We start from the raw sequence: 19,591 nt of genomic DNA on the forward strand, positions 1-19,591 counted from the left end.
TCATTTGGTTTTGTTATTCATGCGAAAAACAGAAGTTTATCAGGTTCGACTTGACTCCCAAGAGAAAAAACAAGCTTTTGCTGTTTTTAAACAATTGGGAATTACCCCTGCCCAAGCGGTACGACTGTTCTTTAAACAAGTCGTCTTAACTAAATCTATTCCTTTTGCTATCGAAAATCAGAACATTAATATGGAACAATTATTAAAACTGAGAAAAGCAAAAGCAACTTCATTAAATCAGAACCCTTCAAATTTAAATGAAGATGATGACCATGAAGATTTATTTGAAGAGCTAAATGCTCTATTAGGTGAAAGTGACAAAACTTAACGGTGTTGCATTTTTAAACAACTTTTAACGTCTATTGGCGTCTTTTTTAGTTATGCTCTCTTTGTAAAAATATAAACATAAATACAAGGAGCGCCTAATGATTGTAAGACGAGCGACCTATGAAGATCTAAGTCAACTTGCTGTTCTATTTGATGAATACCGTCAATTTTATGGTGCATCTTCTAATCTTGATGAATCACATCATTTTTTAAAACAACGTTTTGAGAATAAAGAAAGTGTGTTTTTCATCCACATTAAGGATGAAAAAATCACAGGTTTCGTTTTGCTTTATTTAGGTTTTTCTTCAGTTGCTTGCTCTACTTACTATATCTTAGATGATGTCTATGTTACCCCTATGTTCCGACGTCAGGGTTCAGCAAAACAGCTCATTGATACAGCTATTTTATTTGCAAAACAAGAAAATGCTTTACGTATTAGTTTAGAGACTCAAACGAATAATCATGAATCTCACCGTCTCTATGAAAAAATGGGATTTATTCGAGACAGTGAATTTCAGACATTCCATTGCTTTCTTAAATAATATTTTGAGCGAGTTGCTTTTCCTCCTCCGACAAATATACCCAATCCCCTTCCTCAATTTCAGGTAAAACCAATTGACCAATTTGATGTCGATGTAATTTCTCGACTTTATTGCCTACGGCTGCAATCATTCTTTTGACTTGATGATAAACACCTTGATGAATAGTCATCGTTAATTGATGAGTTCCTAGTAGTGCTACATCTGTGGCAGCAAATACCCCCTTTTCTTGGTGTAAATTAACCCCTTGAGTAAGCATTTCAATTTGCTCAGGGGTTACGGGGTCGTAAGTTGTAACGTGATAAACCTTTGGTACATGTTTACGAGGATGAGTTAAAGCTTGTAGATATTTACCATCATCAGTAAGTAAAAGCAGACCCGTTGTGTCTTGATCCAAGCGTCCAACCGCCTGCACACCACGATGAATCATGGTCTCAGGTAGTAGACTAAAAACACTTTGATGATGCTGAGGATGATGAGAACACTCGAAACCTTGAGGTTTTCTTAGAGCAATATAAATTTTTTCTCTATATTGATAATTTTGACCAAAAACGGAAAACTCAAAATTTTCTGGGGAGAACTGCTTTTTGAGATCACTCACAACCTCCCCATCAATACTTACTGAACCATTTTTTATTAACTGCTGACAATATTTACGTGAACCAAACCCTTGTGATTGTAAAATTTTTTCCAGCAGCATAAAGCTTTCTCTTTAAAACGAAACTATTATTTTAACGTAATTTTAGTGTTTTATTATCTTCTGCTTTATCATCTTCGCATTTAACTTCATTAAATTTGCATTATTCTTCAATGACGCGATAAATTTTTTCGTTTTGTTCACTTTCAAAGAGTAATTCTGTAGTGGGTAAGATCACCTCATTATCTACAATAATGTGTTCGATACGCTGACTTAGCTTTAAAGGCTCATTTTCATGTTCAACTAAATTCTTCTTTAATTGAGCTTTCGCATCATGAATTTGATCAAATTGGTCTTTGATCTTGATATCTATAATATCCATAAGATTAATCCTGTACTCACGAGTAGTGATTCTTTTTATATCACACTATCTCAAAAGAATACTTTTTAAGTTGTTAATTTATATAACATTGTTTCCAAGCGTAACTATAGATAAAACTCTTTATCATTGAGATATATACAAGAAAATTTCCACCAAAAAACCTTTGTTTAATCTTTTTCAGCCTTAAAAGCTCTCACATTTTGGCTCTTAATTATTATACAATTCAAATTATTTGCTTTTCTTGCCGCTTCTCATGCTTGCCCAATTCGATGTCAATTTAGTTGTTTTATTAGTTTTACTTATCTGCGGTTTACTAAGTCAAAATGCAGCTGTAACCATCGCAGCAGGTATTTTAATCGTCATAAAAATCACGCCATTAAATCAATTTTTTCCTTATATTCAGGCTCATGGACTAAACTTAGGCATACTTATTCTAACAATTGGCGTACTCACCCCTATTGCAAGTGGCAAGCTTAGTGGAGAGAGTATTTTAAAATCCTTTATTAGTTTTAAATCTTTAGTCGCTATTACAATTGGTCTACTTGTCGCGTGGCTAGGTGGCCGTGGTGTAAAACTTATGTCGAGCCAACCGGATGTTGTGGCAGGTTTACTTATTGGTACAGTTGCGGGCGTTGCTTTACTCCGAGGCGTCCCTGTTGGTCCCCTGATTGCTGCAGGCTTGCTGTCCTTATTCATTGGTAAATAAAATTATAGATATTAAAAAGGTGCTTAATCGCACCTTTTTAACACTTAAGCTCAATTAATTTTTTATCCAGAATAATAGGCATTACGTTTTAAAGAGAACTTTTCTAACTGCTTTAAAAATCCTTCAAAATAGCTCTTCTCTTTTTCTTCAGTTCGGTAGCCTGCATATAATGTACGTCTTAAACCCGTTGCAGAAACACAGTCTAAACGGCGGCTAGTTACCCAACCCTTTTGTTCATATTCATTCACTACCCAGTCTGGTAAAGCAGCAATGCCTCGACCGCTCGCTACAAGTTGAATCAACATTTGCGTTAAATCTGTAGTTCGAATCTGTTTTGGTTGAATATTTGCCGGTATAAATAGTTTCGACATAATATCTAAACGGTGCTTATCTACCGGATAAGTAATGAGAACCTCTTCAGCTAAGTCTTGAACTGTAATATGTTCAGCACGAACCAATCGATGAGTATTTGATAAAACCAAACGCGACTCATATTCAAAAATCGGGAAGTATTCGATTCCTTTTAGCGCGATCGGATCGGCTGTAATAAGTAAATCAAACTCACCATTTTGTAAAAGCTCATGTGGATTTGCTTCAAAGCCCGAAGCAAAGTCTAAGTCTACGTCTGGATACTGCTGTCGATATTGATTTAATAAAGGCATTAACCAGTCAAAACAGCTATGACATTCTGAGGAAAAAATAATTCTGCCTGTTTGCCCATGAACAATTCGCGTAATGTCGCTTTGTGTGATCTGAATTTGTGGTAATACATCATCAGCCAATTTGAGTAAACGCTGTCCAACATTTGAAAAACTAACAGGTCTACTTCGACGATTCACCACTTCTACACCATACCAATGATCTAATTCTTTTAATTGGTGAGAAATAGCAGATGGTGTTAAACACAGATCATTAGCAGCCGCAACAAGTGAACCATGTTCACGTAAGGCAACCAAAGTTTTAAGATGACGAATTTCTAACATGGGCAAAAGCCTGAACAAATAGATTTATCTAAACATTTTTCAACTTATCTGTTGTTTGACAGCAATTAGAGTCAGTTTAAATAAATCACTATTAATGAACAGTATTCATCTTATCACAATATTAATTAATTTGTCTCAACTTGAACTTTTCTTAATTCTTTTTAGAAGAAATGAATTTTCATAAATATAAAGGTAAATATTTTTATTAAATAGAAATTAGTGAACCTTTTATATAGACAAAGAAAAAGGCCTTATGGCCCTTTTCATTTCATCATTGTGCTTTTGCTTTAGGAAATGCCTGCTCAAAATCGATGAGCTTAAAGCTTTTTACCAAGTCATCTTGCCCATACGTTACTTCATAAGAGGTTTCTTTCCCACTAAAATATGCTTCAGTTGGTGTTCCAAATACTTCCCATAACCCAAATGAGGCAACATCTGCTATGCCATGGCCAAATGCTCGGCTTACTTTAGCCCATTTTGGATAACCTTGCTGGAAAGTATAAATTTCGACTCTTGTACCATCACGATATTCGGAAAGTACAGGTGCTCCAAACTCGGCAATAACATAATTGCGAGAACTACCCGGATTTAAAACATTTAAATTTTTTTTACTTGGTTGATTACCCGCCATAAAGACTGAGCAACCAGACATAGATAACATAACCAAGCCCATAAGGCAGGCAATACTTAATTTTCTCACGATTTAGATTCTCTATTTCTTAAATATTTATACAACTTATTGTAATGCATAAAGTATTACGTGCTTATCATATATAATTTAATAAAAACTTTCGATAAATTATTCAATATAAAGATAAAATGTTATTAGTTTAAATATGCAAACTTCCTCTCGAGATTCTAGTTTTTTATTATTTTGATCTCTTTTTTCCCTTATACTTTCTTTTTTGAGTTTCCTTTTATTAATTTATTATGGCGTCACCCCAATCCCCTTCATCTTCTCCTCAAAACTACTCGCTCTTCTTGGCAATTTTTTCACTCGCAGTAGGCGGTTTCTGTATCGGCACTACAGAATTTGTCGCAATGGGTCTTATTCAAGAAATTGCACACAATTTAAAGATCACAGTACCTGAAGCCGGGCATTTTATTAGCGCTTATGCATTAGGTGTTGTAATTGGCGCCCCGATTATTGCTATTTTGGGCGCTAAAGTTCCTAGAAAGACTCTATTGCTTTGTCTCATGCTGTTTTATGGGATTGCTAATGCCTGTACAGCTTTAGCACATACGCCAGAAACAGTTTTAATTTCTCGTTTTATTGCGGGATTACCTCATGGTGCATATTTTGGAGTCGGTGCCCTTGTAGCTGCTGAACTCGCAGGCCCTTCACGAAGAGCTTCAGCAGTTGCACAAATGATGATGGGTTTAACAGTTGCTACTGTTATTGGCGTACCTTTAGCTACATGGTTAGGCCAACATTTTGGTTGGAGAGCAGGTTTTGAATTTTCAGCAACAATTGCATTTTTTACTTTAATTGCCGTAGCTTGCTTTGTACCGAATATTCCAGTTCAAGCTACTGCCAGCATAAAAACAGAATTAGCTGGGCTTAAAAATATAAATATGTGGTTAACCCTTGCAGTCGGCGCAATTGGCTTTGGGGGCATGTTCTCGGTATATAGCTATGTCTCACCAATTCTCACTGAATACACTAAAGTTAATATCCAGATTGTTCCTATTGCATTAGCGCTGTGGGGTATCGGAATGGTGATTGGTGGGTTAGCCGCGGGGTGGCTTGCAGATAAAAACCTCAATAAAACTATTGTGGGCGTACTTATCAGCTCAGCGATTGCATTCGTAATTGCAAGCTTTCTAATGAGTAATATCTATAGCGCAATTGGCTCTTTATTCTTAATTGGCCTAACTGTTATGGGTTTAGGTGGGGCTTTACAGACACGCCTCATGGATGTTGCAGGTGATGCCCAAACCCTAGCAGCTTCACTTAACCACTCCGCCTTTAATCTTGCTAATGCTTTAGGTGCTTTTTTAGGTGGTTGGGTACTGAGCCATCAGATGGGCTGGATTGCACCAATCTGGGTAGGTTTCGTACTAAGCCTTGGTGGTCTTATTATCTTGCTCATCGCATTTGCTGTAGAAAAAGCAACTCAAAAAGCCTGATTCTCATTAGGCTTTTTTAATAAAAATACTAATCTGTTAACTTTTCACCACAGTGTGGACAATAGCATTTCTTCTCTCTCACAGATTCTTTCTCTTCTAATACTTTTTCGCGCATAATTTGGATAATCAGATTATGCGCTTGTTCTTTTGGTAGCCCTACTTTTTGTCGAATACGTTCTATTTCAACTTCATCATGCATGATGTCAATACCACGCACTTGAAGTAACTCACGAAACTCTTGTTCAAGGCGCTGATTCCGTTGGTTAAGTTCATTGGCTAAACCAGAAGCTAAAATACCAGCCGGTAAAGCAGCAATCCCTACCCCTAAAATTGTAATTAAAGCTCCTAGTAGTTTTCCTAAGCTGGTCACAGGTGTGACATCGCCGTATCCAACTGTGGTTAAGGTAACGACCGCCCACCACATTGCTTTAGGAATAGAGCTAAACGCTTCTGGTTGCGCTTTATTCTCAACGACATAAATACCAGAGGCAGTCATAATAATCATAATGATTAAAATAAAAATCACTGCCTGAAAAGAACCTTTTTCTCGCTTAATAACACATAGCAATATTTGCAAAGAAATAAAATAGCGAGTTAATTTTAATAGTCGAAGTAATCGTAAAATTCTAAGCATACGAAGGTCTATTCGTACAAAGAAATTTAGATACGCAGGCAAAATTGCCATGAGGTCAATCAGTGCCTCTCCGCTTTTCATCCACGCTAAACGCTGCTTCCATGCAGCTTGTGTAGGATCACGCTCTACTACACTCCAGAGGCGTAAGAGGTATTCGGCACTAAAAATTGCAATTGAAATATTTTCAAAGTAGTCAAACCATATACGATAGCTGTAATACAGATCATTTACTGTTTCTAGCAATACCGCAATGACATTCCCAATAATTAAGAAAACCAAAAAGTAGTTTATACACCTACTGACTGTTGTTTCGTAATCATGATCATGAAGGTTGTTATAGAAGAATTTACGTAATTTCTTCCAAGCTAAAATTCGCATACAGATCTGAGCCACATGATATTGAATATATATTAAGCTCACATACTTAAATTCACCACTATAAGGACCAATAAAATATTTTATTAATTGTATTAACTAAACAATCATAAATAATATTTCATATTTTCTAATTATATTTTAATGAGCAGCAACATATCTAAACTCATTTTCTTCCCACCATTGCACATCATAAATACCTGCATGTGACTTCAAAATGACATTAATATAATTTTGAAGCAGCATAATATGGTGAGTAATATCTAATTTTCTAAAAAGAAATCTTCTCAAAATTGGCGTATTTGGTGAAATGAATATCGCAAAGCCATTACTATATTCTTCATAAACACTAATACCGATATACATCGTGATCTCAGGTAATGGTACTTCTATTTCCCACCCCCAGCGTTCAGCATTTAATTCAATACTTAAGTGATATCTATTTTTCAATATACTATAAATATACTGTGCAATATCTTCCGTTTTCTGTACTAACATATTTCCGTCTTCTGCTGATAAATTTTGATCATATAGCTGATAATCATCAAATTTAAATTCAACAATTGTCTTTAGCATTTTTAAGTTCCATATATAAAATACCCATGTTCTTTTTAATTATTTTTAAGTTCATTCAATTATTTTAAAGTAAAATCTTCTTTAATATCTAGCGTTATATTTATTTTTACATTTTATAGGAATAAAACTTGATTAATTCATTACTTTAATATTTAAAATATGCACTAATTCTCATTAAAATAAAAAAGGAGCTGAATAATCAGCTCCTTTTTTGTACTAAATCGACTTATTAAGTCAATTGAGCAGCAGCAATTTTCTTAGTATCTACTTTATCAGCAGCATTTGTATATTCGCCCATTTGGTCGAAATTCAAATATTTGTAGATGTCAGCAGACATACTGTCAATTTGAGCTGCATATTGTTGGTATTCTTCTGGAGTTGGTAATTTACCAAGTACAGCAGCAACAGATGCAAGCTCAGCAGATGCTAAGTAAACGTTAGAACCTTGACCTAAACGGTTAGGGAAGTTACGTGTAGAAGTCGAAACAACAGTTGTGTTCGGCGCAACACGTGCTTGGTTACCCATACATAATGAACAACCAGGCATTTCTGTACGCGCACCAGCACGGCCATAAGTGTTATAGAAGCCTTCTTCCATTAACTGATGTTCGTCCATACGTGTTGGTGGAGCCAACCATAAACGAGTTGTTAATGAACCGCTTGGTACTTTCTCAAGTAACTGACCAGCAGCACGGAAGTGACCAATGTTAGTCATACAAGAACCAATGAATACTTCATCAATTTTGTCGCCTTGAACGTCAGAAAGAAGTTTTGCATCATCTGGATCGTTCGGGCAGCAAAGGATAGGTTCTTTGATTTCTGACAAGTCAATTTCATACACTTTAGTGTATTCAGCATCAGCATCAGCTTTAAGTAAGCTTGGGTTTGCTAACCATTTTTCCATGTTTTCAACACGGCGAGCCATAGTACGTGCATCACCATAACCTTGTGAAATCATCCACTTAAGCATTGTGATGTTAGAACGTAAGTATTCAGCAACTTTCTCTTCAGAAAGTGTGATTGCACAACCAGCAGCTGAACGTTCAGCAGAAGCATCAGAAAGTTCGAATGCTTGCTCAACTGTTAAGTCAGTTTCCATTTCTGTTAAGTCGATTTCCAAGATACGACCAGAGAAGATGTTCTTCTTACCTTTTTTCTCAACAGTAAGATCGCCTTCTTTGATTGCATAGTAAGGAATCGCATGTACAAGGTCACGTAAAGTGATACCAGGCTGCATTTTACCTTTGAACTTAACAAGGACTGATTCAGGCATATCAAGTGGCATTACACCAGTTGCAGCAGCGAAAGCTACAAGACCTGAACCTGCTGGGAACGAAATACCAATTGGGAAACGAGTATGCGAGTCACCACCAGTACCTACTGTATCTGGAAGAAGCATACGGTTTAACCAAGAGTGGATAATACCGTCGCCTGGACGTAAAGATACACCACCGCGGTTCATGATGAAGTCTGGAAGTGTATGTTGCATTTGTACGTCAACTGGCTTTGGATAAGCAGCAGTGTGACAGAAAGATTGCATTACCAAGTCAGCAGAGAAGCCCAAGCAAGCTAAGTCTTTTAACTCGTCACGAGTCATAGGACCAGTTGTATCTTGAGAACCAACTGTAGTCATCTTAGGTTCACAGTAAGTACCTGGACGGATACCTTGACCTTCTGGGAGACCACATGCGCGACCAACCATCTTCTGAGCTAAAGTGAAACCTTTGCCAGTGTCAGCTGGTTGTACTGGAGTACGGAATAATGTAGATGGAGCTAAACCTAAAGCTTCACGTGCTTTAGCAGTTAAGCCACGACCAATGATCAAGTTAATACGACCACCAGCACGTACTTCGTCTAAAAGTACTGGAGTTTTAAGTTCAGACTCAGCGATTTGTTCGCCATTTTTGAACGCAGTAACTTTTGCAGCAGCATGATCGATTTTAAGAGTAACTTCGTCACCCATGTTCATGTTAGAAACATCGATCTCTACTGGTAATGCACCAGCATCTTCCATTGTGTTAAAGAAGATCGGAGCAATTTTACCGCCTAAACACACACCACCGTCTTTTTTGTTTGGAATGTGAGCGATTTCATCACCAAAGAACCAAAGAACAGAGTTTGTTGCAGATTTACGAGATGAACCTGTACCAACAACGTCACCTACGTAAGCAACTTGGTTGCCTTTAGCAATGAGTTCTTTAATTTGGCTTAATGGACCAACTTCACCTGGTTTTTCAGGGTTGATACCATCACGCTCGTTTTTCAACATTGCATTTGCATGCAATGGGATGTCTGGACGGCTCCATGCGTCTTGAGCTGGAGACAAGTCATCAGTGTTTGTTTCACCTGTTACTTTGAACACAGTGATTTTGATTTCTTCTGGTACATCTTTACGACTAGTGAACCATTCAGCATCAGCCCAAGACTGTAAAACAGCTTTTGCATTAGCATTGCCAGCTTTAGCTTTATCAGCTACGTCATGGAACGCATCAAATACAAGTAATGTTTTTTTCAATGCTTCAGCAGCTAAGCTTGCTAATTCAGCATCATCTAGAAGCTCAACTAAAGGCGCTACGTTATAGCCACCAAGCATCGTACCTAGTAAATAAACTGCACGTTCTTTAGAAACTAGCGGAGATGTCGCTTCGCCTTTTGCAATCGCTGCCAAGAAAGCTGCTTTTACGTAAGCTGCTTGGTCAACACCTGCAGGAACACGGTTTTCAAGCAAATCAACCAAGAATGCTTCTTCACCTGCCGGTGGGTTTTTTAATAACTCAACAAGTTGAGCAGTTTGAGCATCATCAAGTGGCTTCGGTGGGACTCCGAGTGCGGCACGTTCAGCAACGTGTTGGCGGTAAGCTTCTAGCACGGTGTTCATTCCTCTTTTTTTAAAAAATTACTTGTAAATTCCAGCTTTCACAAAGCTTCACAAGTAATATGGACTACAAAATTTTACTAGAGTTCAAGCCAAAAGTTAATGAGCGCGGGGTGTTTCTCCGTGATGCCCATTATTTTGTAACTAAATACCCCTGTATAAATAATGATCTTAATGACTGGTTTATGATGCGGTATTTTGAATTTAAAGAACACTCCACCTTAGTGGAGTGTTGACGATGTATTAAACACTTAGAACTTTTTATAGTTTGGCATTTTGTCGTGTGGTGTAACCAAGCACTCATCTGCCATTTGTTTTCTAATTTTTTCTTGCAGGGCTTCTGGATTAGTTTTTAATTCATCTTGTGGAATAGCATAAACTTTTTCAATAATATTCAAGATGAATTTTTTGGTGATCTCATCTTCGATTTTATTTGCATGTTCAATCGCTTGAGACTTTTCAATTGCTTGCTGACGGTCAAATACAATACTTCTAGCCGCATTCCCAACACTGGTACAAAAGCCATGCCATTGCTCTTCAGGGGTTAAAGGTTTTTTCTCTGTACAGCCGACTAACAACATTCCCATCAAAACAAATAAAACTTTTTTCATCATTACTCTACACAGACTATGCTGCCAACATCATACTGAATCTGACAGAGTTTGCAAAAACTGCTATAAAAAAACCGAGATATAAACTCTCGGTCCTTTATATGTAGTGTGAGAAATACACATTTCTTAATTTAAATTAATTAAAAAACTTAATATCAGTAGGTGTTGATATTTTTGCAGCATCTCCAACTGATTTTAAGGTACCGTTTTTGGCATCAAAGCGGAACAAACTAATATTATTAGTAAAAACATTTGTTACATACAGATATTTACCAGTTGCATCGAATGAGAAAGCACGTGGTTCAATACCATTAGCTTTATAAACAGTCGGTTGAGCCAGCAATCCATCCTCTTGAATTTTAAATACGAGGAGTTTGTTGTCTGAGCCACGATTAGCAGCGATCACATATTTGCCATCTGGACTAAGAATAATTCCGCTTGCACTCTTAAATTCGGGCGTTTTGTCTTCATGAACTAGCTTTAACTCAGCAGTTTTCTTCAAATAGCCATCTTGCACATTAAAGGTCACAATTTCACTTCGCATTTCGGCGGTAACATATGCATGCTTACCATCTGATGAAAAGACCATATGACGCGGACCAGAGCCATGGTTAAACGTCACATCTCGACCGTTATCCGCTTCGAGTGGTTGCGTTTTGTTTGGGTTATAACGAAAGACATAGACTTTGTCATTCCCAAGATCACTTGCATATAAATACTTACCATCCGGACTAAAAGTTGTCGAATGAGCATGTCCACTCTCTTGACGCCCCTTAACATGACCAGAACCTTCCGAAAAAACAATATTTTGTACCATTTCACCCAAATGCCCATTCGGCAAAATTGGAAAAACAGCCACACCACCACGACCTTTATCAAATGCCGAATAATTCGACACAAACAGGAATTTACCATCTAAACTAATTGAGGCATGAGTTGGATGTCCACCATGACTATTCACCGTGTTCAAAACCTCTACCTTTCCGTTTTGAACCGATAGTGCAGTGACTTCTCCTAAATTTTCTTCATTTGTTGTATATGCAAAACGACCATCTTTAGATTTCACAATCCAAGATGGACTTTTCATTTTTAACACTTTAACCGGAGTTAGAGTCCCGTCAGCATTAACTTGCAATTGATATAAACCTTCACTGGCCTTTTCCGGTTTTTGAACAAGTGGTGCATCAGGAATCGATGTCCAAGTTCCGACTAAAGCGATTTGTTGTTCTGCTGCATTCACTGTGGAGCCCCACCCAAGTGACAAAAAGGACAATGATAATGTTGCTGTTAATTTCTGAATGAGTCCACGATATTTAATATTTGTATCGTTAACCTTGCTATCTCTAATTTCAACACAAGTATCTTTTTCCACTGGCATTTTTCCTTGAAAAATTTACCTTATTTGCAATTAACAACAAGGCATTATCAATCTAATTTCATTTAATGATTCTGAAAATTAATTTATAAAACCGCAATTTTCAAGTGAATTTTCTTTAATCAAAATCCTTTTTAAAGTGGGATTCCTGCCAAAAGTATTGATGATCTAGATGATTAATATTTAATTTTTTAAAATAGTATAGCGTTAATAAAATAAGAGCCCACTTAAAGTGAGCTCTTAATTTATACATCTAGAAACGCCAGTTGTAGAATAAATCGATTGCTCGTTCTAAAGACTGACTTGCTTCTAAATATAAACGGCGATTCATTTGATAACGCAGCGTAAGTTTATTGACTGGCGTAAATACTCCGACACCATAACGAATAAACAAATCAGGCGTAATATATCCAGTTAAGCTTACCTGAGTATCATCACCCGTACCTTGTGCATCTAATGCAAGACCACTTAAGCCGAAAGTACGTCCAATTTGATTCGTGAACGCGCGTGTACCGCCCAAGCCCATACTAATACCAGCAGCAGCGATTGTATTGTTTACATCAGATTTAAAACCTTCCGCATTACTTAAACCACTTGAGCCTTCATTAATACGACCTGTCACTAATGCATTTAATGCTTCTTGTTCAGATAAGCCCGCATCGTTATAAACTTGAATGTTTGGTGATGATGCAGTACCTGTAACACGAACGCCAACCATACTACCCTGAACATTTTTATTTGCATCTATATCTAAAGTTGGGTTTGCCAATGGGCCATTGAAACGGGCAATAGCACGGTTTAAATCTAAGCTTTGACCATAAGCTTCAATTTTCACCTTTTGACTTACACCAATAGCACCCATCGCGCGCATTGCCGTTTCATAACCACGCTGAGTTAAGTTCAAACGACCTACTAAAGGAATATTACTGTTAAAGCCTTGGAAGATAACTTGATTACCAATATTTACCGAAATATCGGCACGGATATCCCAAGGTTTTGCTGCACGTAAAATTGCAAGTGGATCTTGGCCTTGACGGACAATACGAACATCTGAAGATGTATTAATGACAGGTGCTGTTGTTTCAGGCATTGAAATACGTGCACGAGGAACATCTACCGACCCTTTCAAACTTAAACGTTTGTCGAAAGGATACATATCGAGTGTCAAATTCGGATTTGCAATAGCTGTAATTAATGGTGCTTGACGTACGAGTAAGTTATCACCTTTTAAGTTCAACTGTAGACGTGGAGAATCTTTCCAATCGAAACTACCTTTAAGTAAACCTACCCCTTGTCCACTGTTAAATGCGCCATCAATTGTTGCCATATCCTGACGAATAGATGAATACACTTGTACATTGGTTAAGTTCACTGGCAGGGAAATCATACTGATTGCCCCATTTTTCAAACGCATCTCACCCGTAAATTGCGGTTGGGTTAATGTACCATTTACTTTACCTGCCAAGGCTAAAGTACCACTCATTGAACGCACATCTTGAATAAATGGCTTTAAAACTTTTAACTGTACATCATTAAAGGCGACCTCACCATGCATTGGCATAGATGGTTGGTATGGATTAATAATGACATTCGCGTATCCAGTACCAATATCTGGTGTTTTTACATCAACACGGAACAATAGACCATCTGAAATGCTTTTCGCAATTACACTCAGCTCATCATAAGTCAACGTGGTTGGCGGATCTTGAGGGTCTTCTGCTGCTAAACCTAGTTCACCTTTTCTGGTTACTAAGCGTGCATCAAGTTTAGGATGTCCACCATTTACCCAAGACGCTTTAGCATAACCATTGAGTTGACCCGTCATAGCCAAACCTTCCGGCATAAATGCGGCAAAATCTCCTAAATCCAGATTTTGGGTAATAAATGAAATATTGCCTTGTGCTTTACTCACACGTACAGGTTGGTCAAGGCATAACTGACTATTTCTACTTTGCCAGCAATGCTGCCCAACATATAGCTCAGAACGTGCTGATGAAAACACAACAGGCGCATTTTGATTTTGCGCTAAACGAATTCGACGCGAATCAAAACTACCTTTTTGAATTTGGCCCAACCAATCATTATTTTGGTTAAAACCGCCTGCTAACTGCACATAAAATTTAGAAATATTATTATTTGCCTGAACTTTTAATAAGTGTGCTTTTCGTGTTCCAGTTAAATTGACTTCAGCAGACTGGATTAGACGGCTACCACTACGTAAATTATCAAGCTTTGCTGTGAGCTGAGTTGGAGTTGTTTCGGAAGTTGGTAGTTCACCCTGTACACGCAGTTTTTTAACGCTCACTAAATTATTGAAAGCAAAGTTATCAACTGCAATATTAGCTGTAGCCTTCAAACGCGGCTGAGATTGAACACTCAAATCTCCATAAGCACGACCACTTAGACCCGGATATAACTCATAAAGCGCAGGCGCATTGAGCTTGATTTTTAAATTCTGTGCATTACCAGTCGCCTGTAACTGGTTTTGTGCATACACTAAAAATAGATTATTCGCTTCAAATTGCTGAGGTAAAAAGCCCTTTTGGTTCGAATCCATAAGTACAGATAAGTTACCTTTACCTCTCACTGGCTTATTATTCAAAAATCCTGCAAGGTTCAATTGCTGAATATCAATACGCTTTAACTTATCAGACCAAACACCTTGCGTTTTTACATTTCCTGAAATTTCGCCTTTTACACTAGAAACAAAATATTGAGGTTTAAAACGCACAAGCGAACTATTGATATCCCAAGCAATACGATCTTTTAAGTTTAATGATCCAGTCGCGTAGATTTTTCCAGCCACACCATCATGTTGTAACTGACTAATTCGAATAAACTCTGGAGTACCAGCAAGAGAGAACTTTAATAACCCATTAGCCTGATTAAGTGCTTTTAAAGATCCATCATAATTCACTGCAAAACCTTTAAAACCACCACCGGCTTTAACATCATTAAATAATAAAGCTGCCGTACTTTTCCCAGCTAACGCAACCGTTTCTTGGTTTGCTTGAGCCAACTGGCCTTTTAAATCAATTTTTTCAAGTTGAATGATTTGTTGATTTGGCTTGGCAAAACCACTTGCTTTGATTGATCCATTAAGTAAGTTTACCGGTGCAGCTGCATGAATACTTTGTGGATTAAAGTCTTTAGCATTTAATAACGCATTCCATGCCAACTGACGTTTTTCGGTAGGTAATAAAACTTTAGCCTGACCTGTGAGGCTCCCTTTTTGAGCCGCAAAATTAAAACTAGGAACATTAAGAATATTATCTTTAACATTCAATGTTGCTAAATATTGTCCAGCTGGCAATAAGGTTTGTTCATGCTGATATACTTTAGTTGCCACTTTAATATCTTGCTGACCATCCCGCAAAGTCAAATCTACTTGACCACTATCACTGCTTAACCAACCTATATATGGCATAGCACGATCTATTTTGGACCAAGCCACATTCATAAACATTGGCTGTGGTTTTTTATTCTTTTCAGGTGCTTGATTTAATTTAAGTTTCCAAGACTCATAGCGGTCAAAGTCGACATTAGCAAATACTTCCATGCCTTTTTCTAAAGAGCCAGTTGAAGCAACTGCAGCATCTAAACTTGGCGGTAAGAAGTCCTGAACGACTTGAGGGATAGCTTTATCTTTAGGATTAACATGATCTAAACGACCTTTTACATCCCAAGTGACATGATCTTTCCAGTTCACCAAGCCTTTAAGGTTAACTGCACCTTTCATGACCTGACCATTAAAGTCTGTAATATTCAGCTGATGAACCAAATCAGTATTCATTAAGGCGTTGTATTGGCCTTCTGGTAAATTTTCCCCTTTTAAATCTGTCTCAAGCGCTAAGTTAAGTTGCTTAACATCCCCCTGAAACTTGATCACACCATTTTTAGCAAATAATTTTTGTTCAACCAGTAAAGGCAAGTGATAATTTTTAAGTAACAATGCACCTTTCATTGGTACTTCATGGCGAACAGGATGTAAAACGACCCAACCTGTTAATAAATCTGGTGTTGTCGTTGCTACACCGGCTTGCAATGTATCTAAACTTCCTCGAGCTGCCACTTTAATATTTTGGATGTTTAAACTTTTTAAAGAAGGAATTCTTAAATCTGCTGTCGCATTCAGTGGATATTTACCACTAAAGTCCATATTTCCTGTTGCGTTATGAACAGAAAGATACCCCATATCCATACTTGAATTTTCAAATTTCAGTTTTGTCTCTGACCACAAAGCATCATTTAGATGAACATCATGGAAATTTACGACAGAACCTGAATTTTTAATTTCTAAATGATCGACATCTCCCACATCTACACGAAGCACAAATGGTAATTTAATGGGTTTAAACTCAAATGGTTTATCCGATGGCGGAGCTTTGTTAATAATAACTAGGTTACGGACATCTGCATTGCTCAAATGCACTTCTTTTTCTAATATTAAAGAACGCCACCCTAACCGTACATCCGCTCTATCTAAAGTAACGTCAACTTCTTTTAACTGAACAATAATATTTTTAAGAATAATTCCCCGAAGTAAATTACCCCCTTCATATTCATATTTAATGACTTGCTGAGCTTGTAAAACACGGTCTAATAAAAAACGGCTTCCACGGTCAGTCGACATCATAATAATGATGGAAGCAACAAGTAATAAAAGTATGATTAATATTGTCAGCAAAAAGCTACGCAAAATGCGTCGCTTCTTAGGAGAGCTAGGTGCCGAAGTGGGCTGCTGTTCTACTTCCGCCATAAAATAAACCTAATAAAATTTTATTTTTAAAGTTGTGGACCAATAAAGAAATGCAAACGAATCGGATGATTATCATCAGAAATACCTGAAGCCACATCTAAACGAATTGGTCCAATTGGGGACTTCCAACGAATACCGACACCAACACTGTAGGCAGTCGGGTTACTAAAATTCTTATCGTAAGCATTACCAAAATCAGAAAAAACAGCTGCTCGCCAACCCTCTTTGAATTGATAGTTATATTCTAAAGAGCCTACTGCTAGAGCCTGTCCACCAATCTTATATCCATTTTCTTCGGGTGAAAGACTTTTATAATCAAAACCGCGAATTGTCTGGTCACCACCAGTAAAGAATCTTAAATTATAGGGAACTTTATCAAATTCATCGGTAAAAATATAACTAAGATCAGATCGTCCCACAAACTGATGGTTATCATTTTCACCTAGAGAATAAATAAATCTCCAACCCGCTGTAGCAATCGCCATATTGGCATCGGAAAGTAAACTGCTACTTCCCAGTTCTAACTTATAGCTTTGTTTAAATGCTTTCGTTGGATTTAACCTTGTATTACTTGAGGTTTTAGAGGTTTCATAACCAAATAATAACGCTTCTTGCTCTGATGCAGCTGTTTTAAATGCATCTGGCAATTCAGAAATATCGACATTTCCTTTTTGAGTCAGTCGGTCCAGACGGTAACGGACCCCAATAGTGTGTTGCCAATTGCCTAAAGGTTTTTTAATAACTCGCTCACCACCCAATACGGCAGATTCAGTTAATAAACTAACATCAGGACCGATATTATCTCTAGTCTCGCGCTCATAACCACCTACAATGTTAAAGTAATCATTTAATGGATGCTTATAAGGAATACTATAACGGCCATCTATAGACTGTCGAATTTGTGAAAGTTCAAAGTTGGCATCAAAGGAGTGCCCATATTCGTTCACAATCGAACGACGATATTGACTACGTAAACGAGCTCCCGTATCAGTACCATAACCCACACCAGTTTCCAGACTATTCAATTTGTCCGCATTTAAAGTCACAATAACCGGAATCCGTTTTTCTTCACGTGCTTGGGCTTGTAAACGGTCTTGTTCCGACTCTTGCTCTGCATGATCTGCTGCTGCAGTTTTCAAAGAAGCTGGAGCTGCAGCTAATTGTACATTTTCAGTTCCGGCAAATTGTTTTTCGTCTACCACATTTTGACTAACCTCTTTACTAGATGAGGCTAATTGTCGTGCTTTAGCAAGCTGTTGTTGTTCTGGAGAAAGCAATTTTGATTCATCAATAGTGACATTTTGCTGATCGACTAATGCTTGTAAATCTGGGGGTAACTCAAGCGGCTTCTCAATTGGATCAGGTTTAATTGAATCGACCAAAGTGTAGTTAAAATAGCGAGAGTTCGTCAGGTTGTTGGCTAAAGCATTTACACGCCAGAATGTGTAGTCATCGCCCTCTTTCCAAGGTGCCATACTCTCAAGAATATTTAATTTGATTGGCAAGGGTTTTGAAGGATCACTCATACGAAACTCAACCTTACCTAGCTTATATCGCTCACCCGTTTCATATTTGAGGTTAATATCTGCTTTGTTTTCAGGTTGGCTTACTTTCACATCGTGTAAACGCCAGTAGGCATCAAAATATCCATTATTTGTTGCGGCATCGACAATTCGACTTTTAGTTGTTTCATACAGACCATGATTAAAGATATCACCCACATCTTGGTCTGGAACTAAACGAATAACTTGAAACTGTGGTTGTTTTGCACCCGCTCCACTGAATTCAATATTTTGTTCATTAATTCGTACCGGCTCATTTGGAGTAACTTTAACTCGAACACGGCTTGCACTTAATTTTTCAAAACGAAACTCAGCATTGTAATACCCCACCGCTTGAGCGGCCTGATTGCTTAGGCTCCTAAGTTGAGGCAATGCTGAATTAAAATCTTCAAATGATTCTTGAGTAAATGTAGATAATTTACCTTTGATATTTTTAGCCAAATCGTCTGGAGCACCCGTAACCTCAGCAGTAATACGAGGTATTTGCTCCATCGGAATCACACGCGGTGGACGAATTTTATTAAATATCCGTTTAAAGAAACCTTTTTCTTCTGGCGGTTCTTCAGTAGCAGCTGTAAGCTCAGGTAAAGTTTTTCCAGTTTCATTAGCTTCGACTACAATCTTACTGTCAGATTGAATCTCATGCATGAGTTGGTCAATATTTACAGGCGCCTGATTAATTTCATGTAATTCTGCTTGTGATGCATCATTCACTACCATTTCTGGATGTTTTTGTGTGCCATTTTGGAAGTTCTGAGCTTCAGTTTTTGCCTCTTCTGCTACCCGATAAATCTCATTTGCCATATTCTGGTCAACAGGCATCACGGGTAAATCTTCGAGGTTATCGAGCGTAATTGGCTTAAATTCTTCAATCTGATTTGGAAATTGTTCTTGTTGTTGCAATATAGCCAAGCTATCTTGTTGCTGCTGTGCTTGAGTTACCAGAGTAGCGACATCAGTAATCGGAACATCATTTTGGTTATTTGTATTTGTTTGTTGCAATGATGGATCAGTTACTGACTGGTTTGCTACCGGCGTTACGGTCTCAGCTGAACTTTGAGCATAACAAGGATTAACACATAAACTTAACAATAGGCTGCTACAAATAAGTTTAGGTATA

At 37.6% G+C, this 19,591-nt stretch carries 14 protein-coding genes and 1 pseudogene; 4 read left to right on the plus strand and 11 right to left on the minus strand.

What is annotated here, in order from left to right; translation table 11 throughout:
- The first annotated feature begins 19 nt into the window (after positions 1–19).
- Together CSB87_RS02655 and CSB87_RS02660 are read left to right on the plus strand one after the other, a co-directional pair.
- Positions 20–328: a type II toxin-antitoxin system RelB/DinJ family antitoxin gene (locus CSB87_RS02655; RefSeq protein WP_002049033.1), complete on the plus strand. Its 309-nt coding sequence runs from the start codon at positions 20–22 to the stop codon at positions 326–328.
- A 97-nt stretch (positions 329–425) separates the two neighbouring features.
- Positions 426–869: a GNAT family N-acetyltransferase gene (locus CSB87_RS02660; protein WP_002049009.1), complete on the plus strand. Its 444-nt coding sequence runs from the start codon at positions 426–428 to the stop codon at positions 867–869.
- Here the strand turns inward: CSB87_RS02660 and CSB87_RS02665 are convergent.
- On the minus strand, positions 862–1,566 hold the full coding sequence (locus CSB87_RS02665; protein ID WP_031952777.1) for a pseudouridine synthase: 705 nt from the start codon (positions 1,564–1,566) through the stop codon (positions 862–864). The two genes, CSB87_RS02660 and CSB87_RS02665, sit on opposite strands and share 8 nt — an antisense overlap.
- Before the next feature lie 100 nt (positions 1,567–1,666).
- The gene (locus tag CSB87_RS02670; protein ID WP_000351255.1) at positions 1,667–1,885 is read right to left on the minus strand and encodes a hypothetical protein; all 219 of its coding nucleotides are present in this window, start codon (positions 1,883–1,885) and stop codon (positions 1,667–1,669) included.
- A 253-nt stretch (positions 1,886–2,138) separates the two neighbouring features.
- Between CSB87_RS02670 and CSB87_RS02675 the strand changes: the two genes are divergently transcribed.
- Positions 2,139–2,591: a DUF441 domain-containing protein gene (locus CSB87_RS02675; protein WP_031952780.1), complete on the plus strand. Its 453-nt coding sequence runs from the start codon at positions 2,139–2,141 to the stop codon at positions 2,589–2,591.
- Between the two features lie 62 nt (positions 2,592–2,653).
- Here CSB87_RS02675 and CSB87_RS02680 read toward each other — a convergent pair whose 3' ends face one another.
- Positions 2,654–3,574, minus strand: coding sequence for a LysR family transcriptional regulator (locus CSB87_RS02680; RefSeq protein ID WP_002048985.1), 921 nt, complete (start codon positions 3,572–3,574; stop codon positions 2,654–2,656).
- A 271-nt stretch (positions 3,575–3,845) separates the two neighbouring features.
- A complete protein-coding gene (locus tag CSB87_RS02685; RefSeq protein ID WP_004708124.1) occupies positions 3,846–4,274 on the minus strand; it encodes a hypothetical protein in 429 nt (142 codons plus the stop codon).
- A 230-nt stretch (positions 4,275–4,504) separates the two neighbouring features.
- Here CSB87_RS02685 and CSB87_RS02690 point away from each other — a divergent pair, with 230 nt between their 5' ends.
- Positions 4,505–5,704 (plus strand): MFS transporter, encoded by a 1,200-nt coding sequence (locus tag CSB87_RS02690; RefSeq protein WP_031952782.1) that lies wholly within the window; start codon positions 4,505–4,507, stop codon positions 5,702–5,704.
- Positions 5,705–5,732: 28 nt separating this feature from the next.
- Here CSB87_RS02690 and CSB87_RS02695 read toward each other — a convergent pair whose 3' ends face one another.
- The 7 genes and pseudogenes from CSB87_RS02695 to CSB87_RS02725 all read right to left on the minus strand — a co-directional run.
- Positions 5,733–6,716 carry an ion transporter gene (locus CSB87_RS02695; RefSeq protein WP_031952784.1) on the minus strand — a complete coding sequence of 328 codons (984 nt, stop codon included), beginning with the start codon at positions 6,714–6,716 and terminating at the stop codon, positions 5,733–5,735.
- A gap of 138 nt (positions 6,717–6,854) precedes the next feature.
- Positions 6,855–7,289, minus strand: a complete 435-nt coding sequence (locus tag CSB87_RS02700) for a hypothetical protein (RefSeq protein ID WP_031952786.1) — start codon at positions 7,287–7,289, stop codon at positions 6,855–6,857.
- Between the two features lie 229 nt (positions 7,290–7,518).
- Positions 7,519–10,158: a bifunctional aconitate hydratase 2/2-methylisocitrate dehydratase gene (locus CSB87_RS02705; RefSeq protein WP_002049011.1), complete on the minus strand. Its 2,640-nt coding sequence runs from the start codon at positions 10,156–10,158 to the stop codon at positions 7,519–7,521.
- A 257-nt stretch (positions 10,159–10,415) separates the two neighbouring features.
- A complete protein-coding gene (locus CSB87_RS02710; RefSeq protein WP_002048992.1) occupies positions 10,416–10,778 on the minus strand; it encodes a hypothetical protein in 363 nt (120 codons plus the stop codon).
- 133 nt (positions 10,779–10,911) lie between these two features.
- The gene (locus CSB87_RS02715) at positions 10,912–12,147 is read right to left on the minus strand and encodes a lactonase family protein (RefSeq protein ID WP_002049019.1); all 1,236 of its coding nucleotides are present in this window, start codon (positions 12,145–12,147) and stop codon (positions 10,912–10,914) included.
- 256 nt (positions 12,148–12,403) lie between these two features.
- Positions 12,404–16,909, minus strand: a complete 4,506-nt coding sequence (locus tag CSB87_RS02720; RefSeq protein ID WP_031952788.1) for a translocation/assembly module TamB domain-containing protein — start codon at positions 16,907–16,909, stop codon at positions 12,404–12,406.
- 26 nt (positions 16,910–16,935) lie between these two features.
- Positions 16,936–19,395, minus strand: a pseudogene (locus tag CSB87_RS02725) (autotransporter assembly complex protein TamA); the annotation flags it as partial.
- Between the last annotated feature and the right edge of the window lie 196 nt (positions 19,396–19,591).

The sequence above is a fragment of the Acinetobacter sp. AR_0276 genome (genome assembly GCF_003000705.1).
Classification (GTDB): Bacteria; Pseudomonadota; Gammaproteobacteria; order Pseudomonadales; family Moraxellaceae; genus Acinetobacter; species Acinetobacter nosocomialis.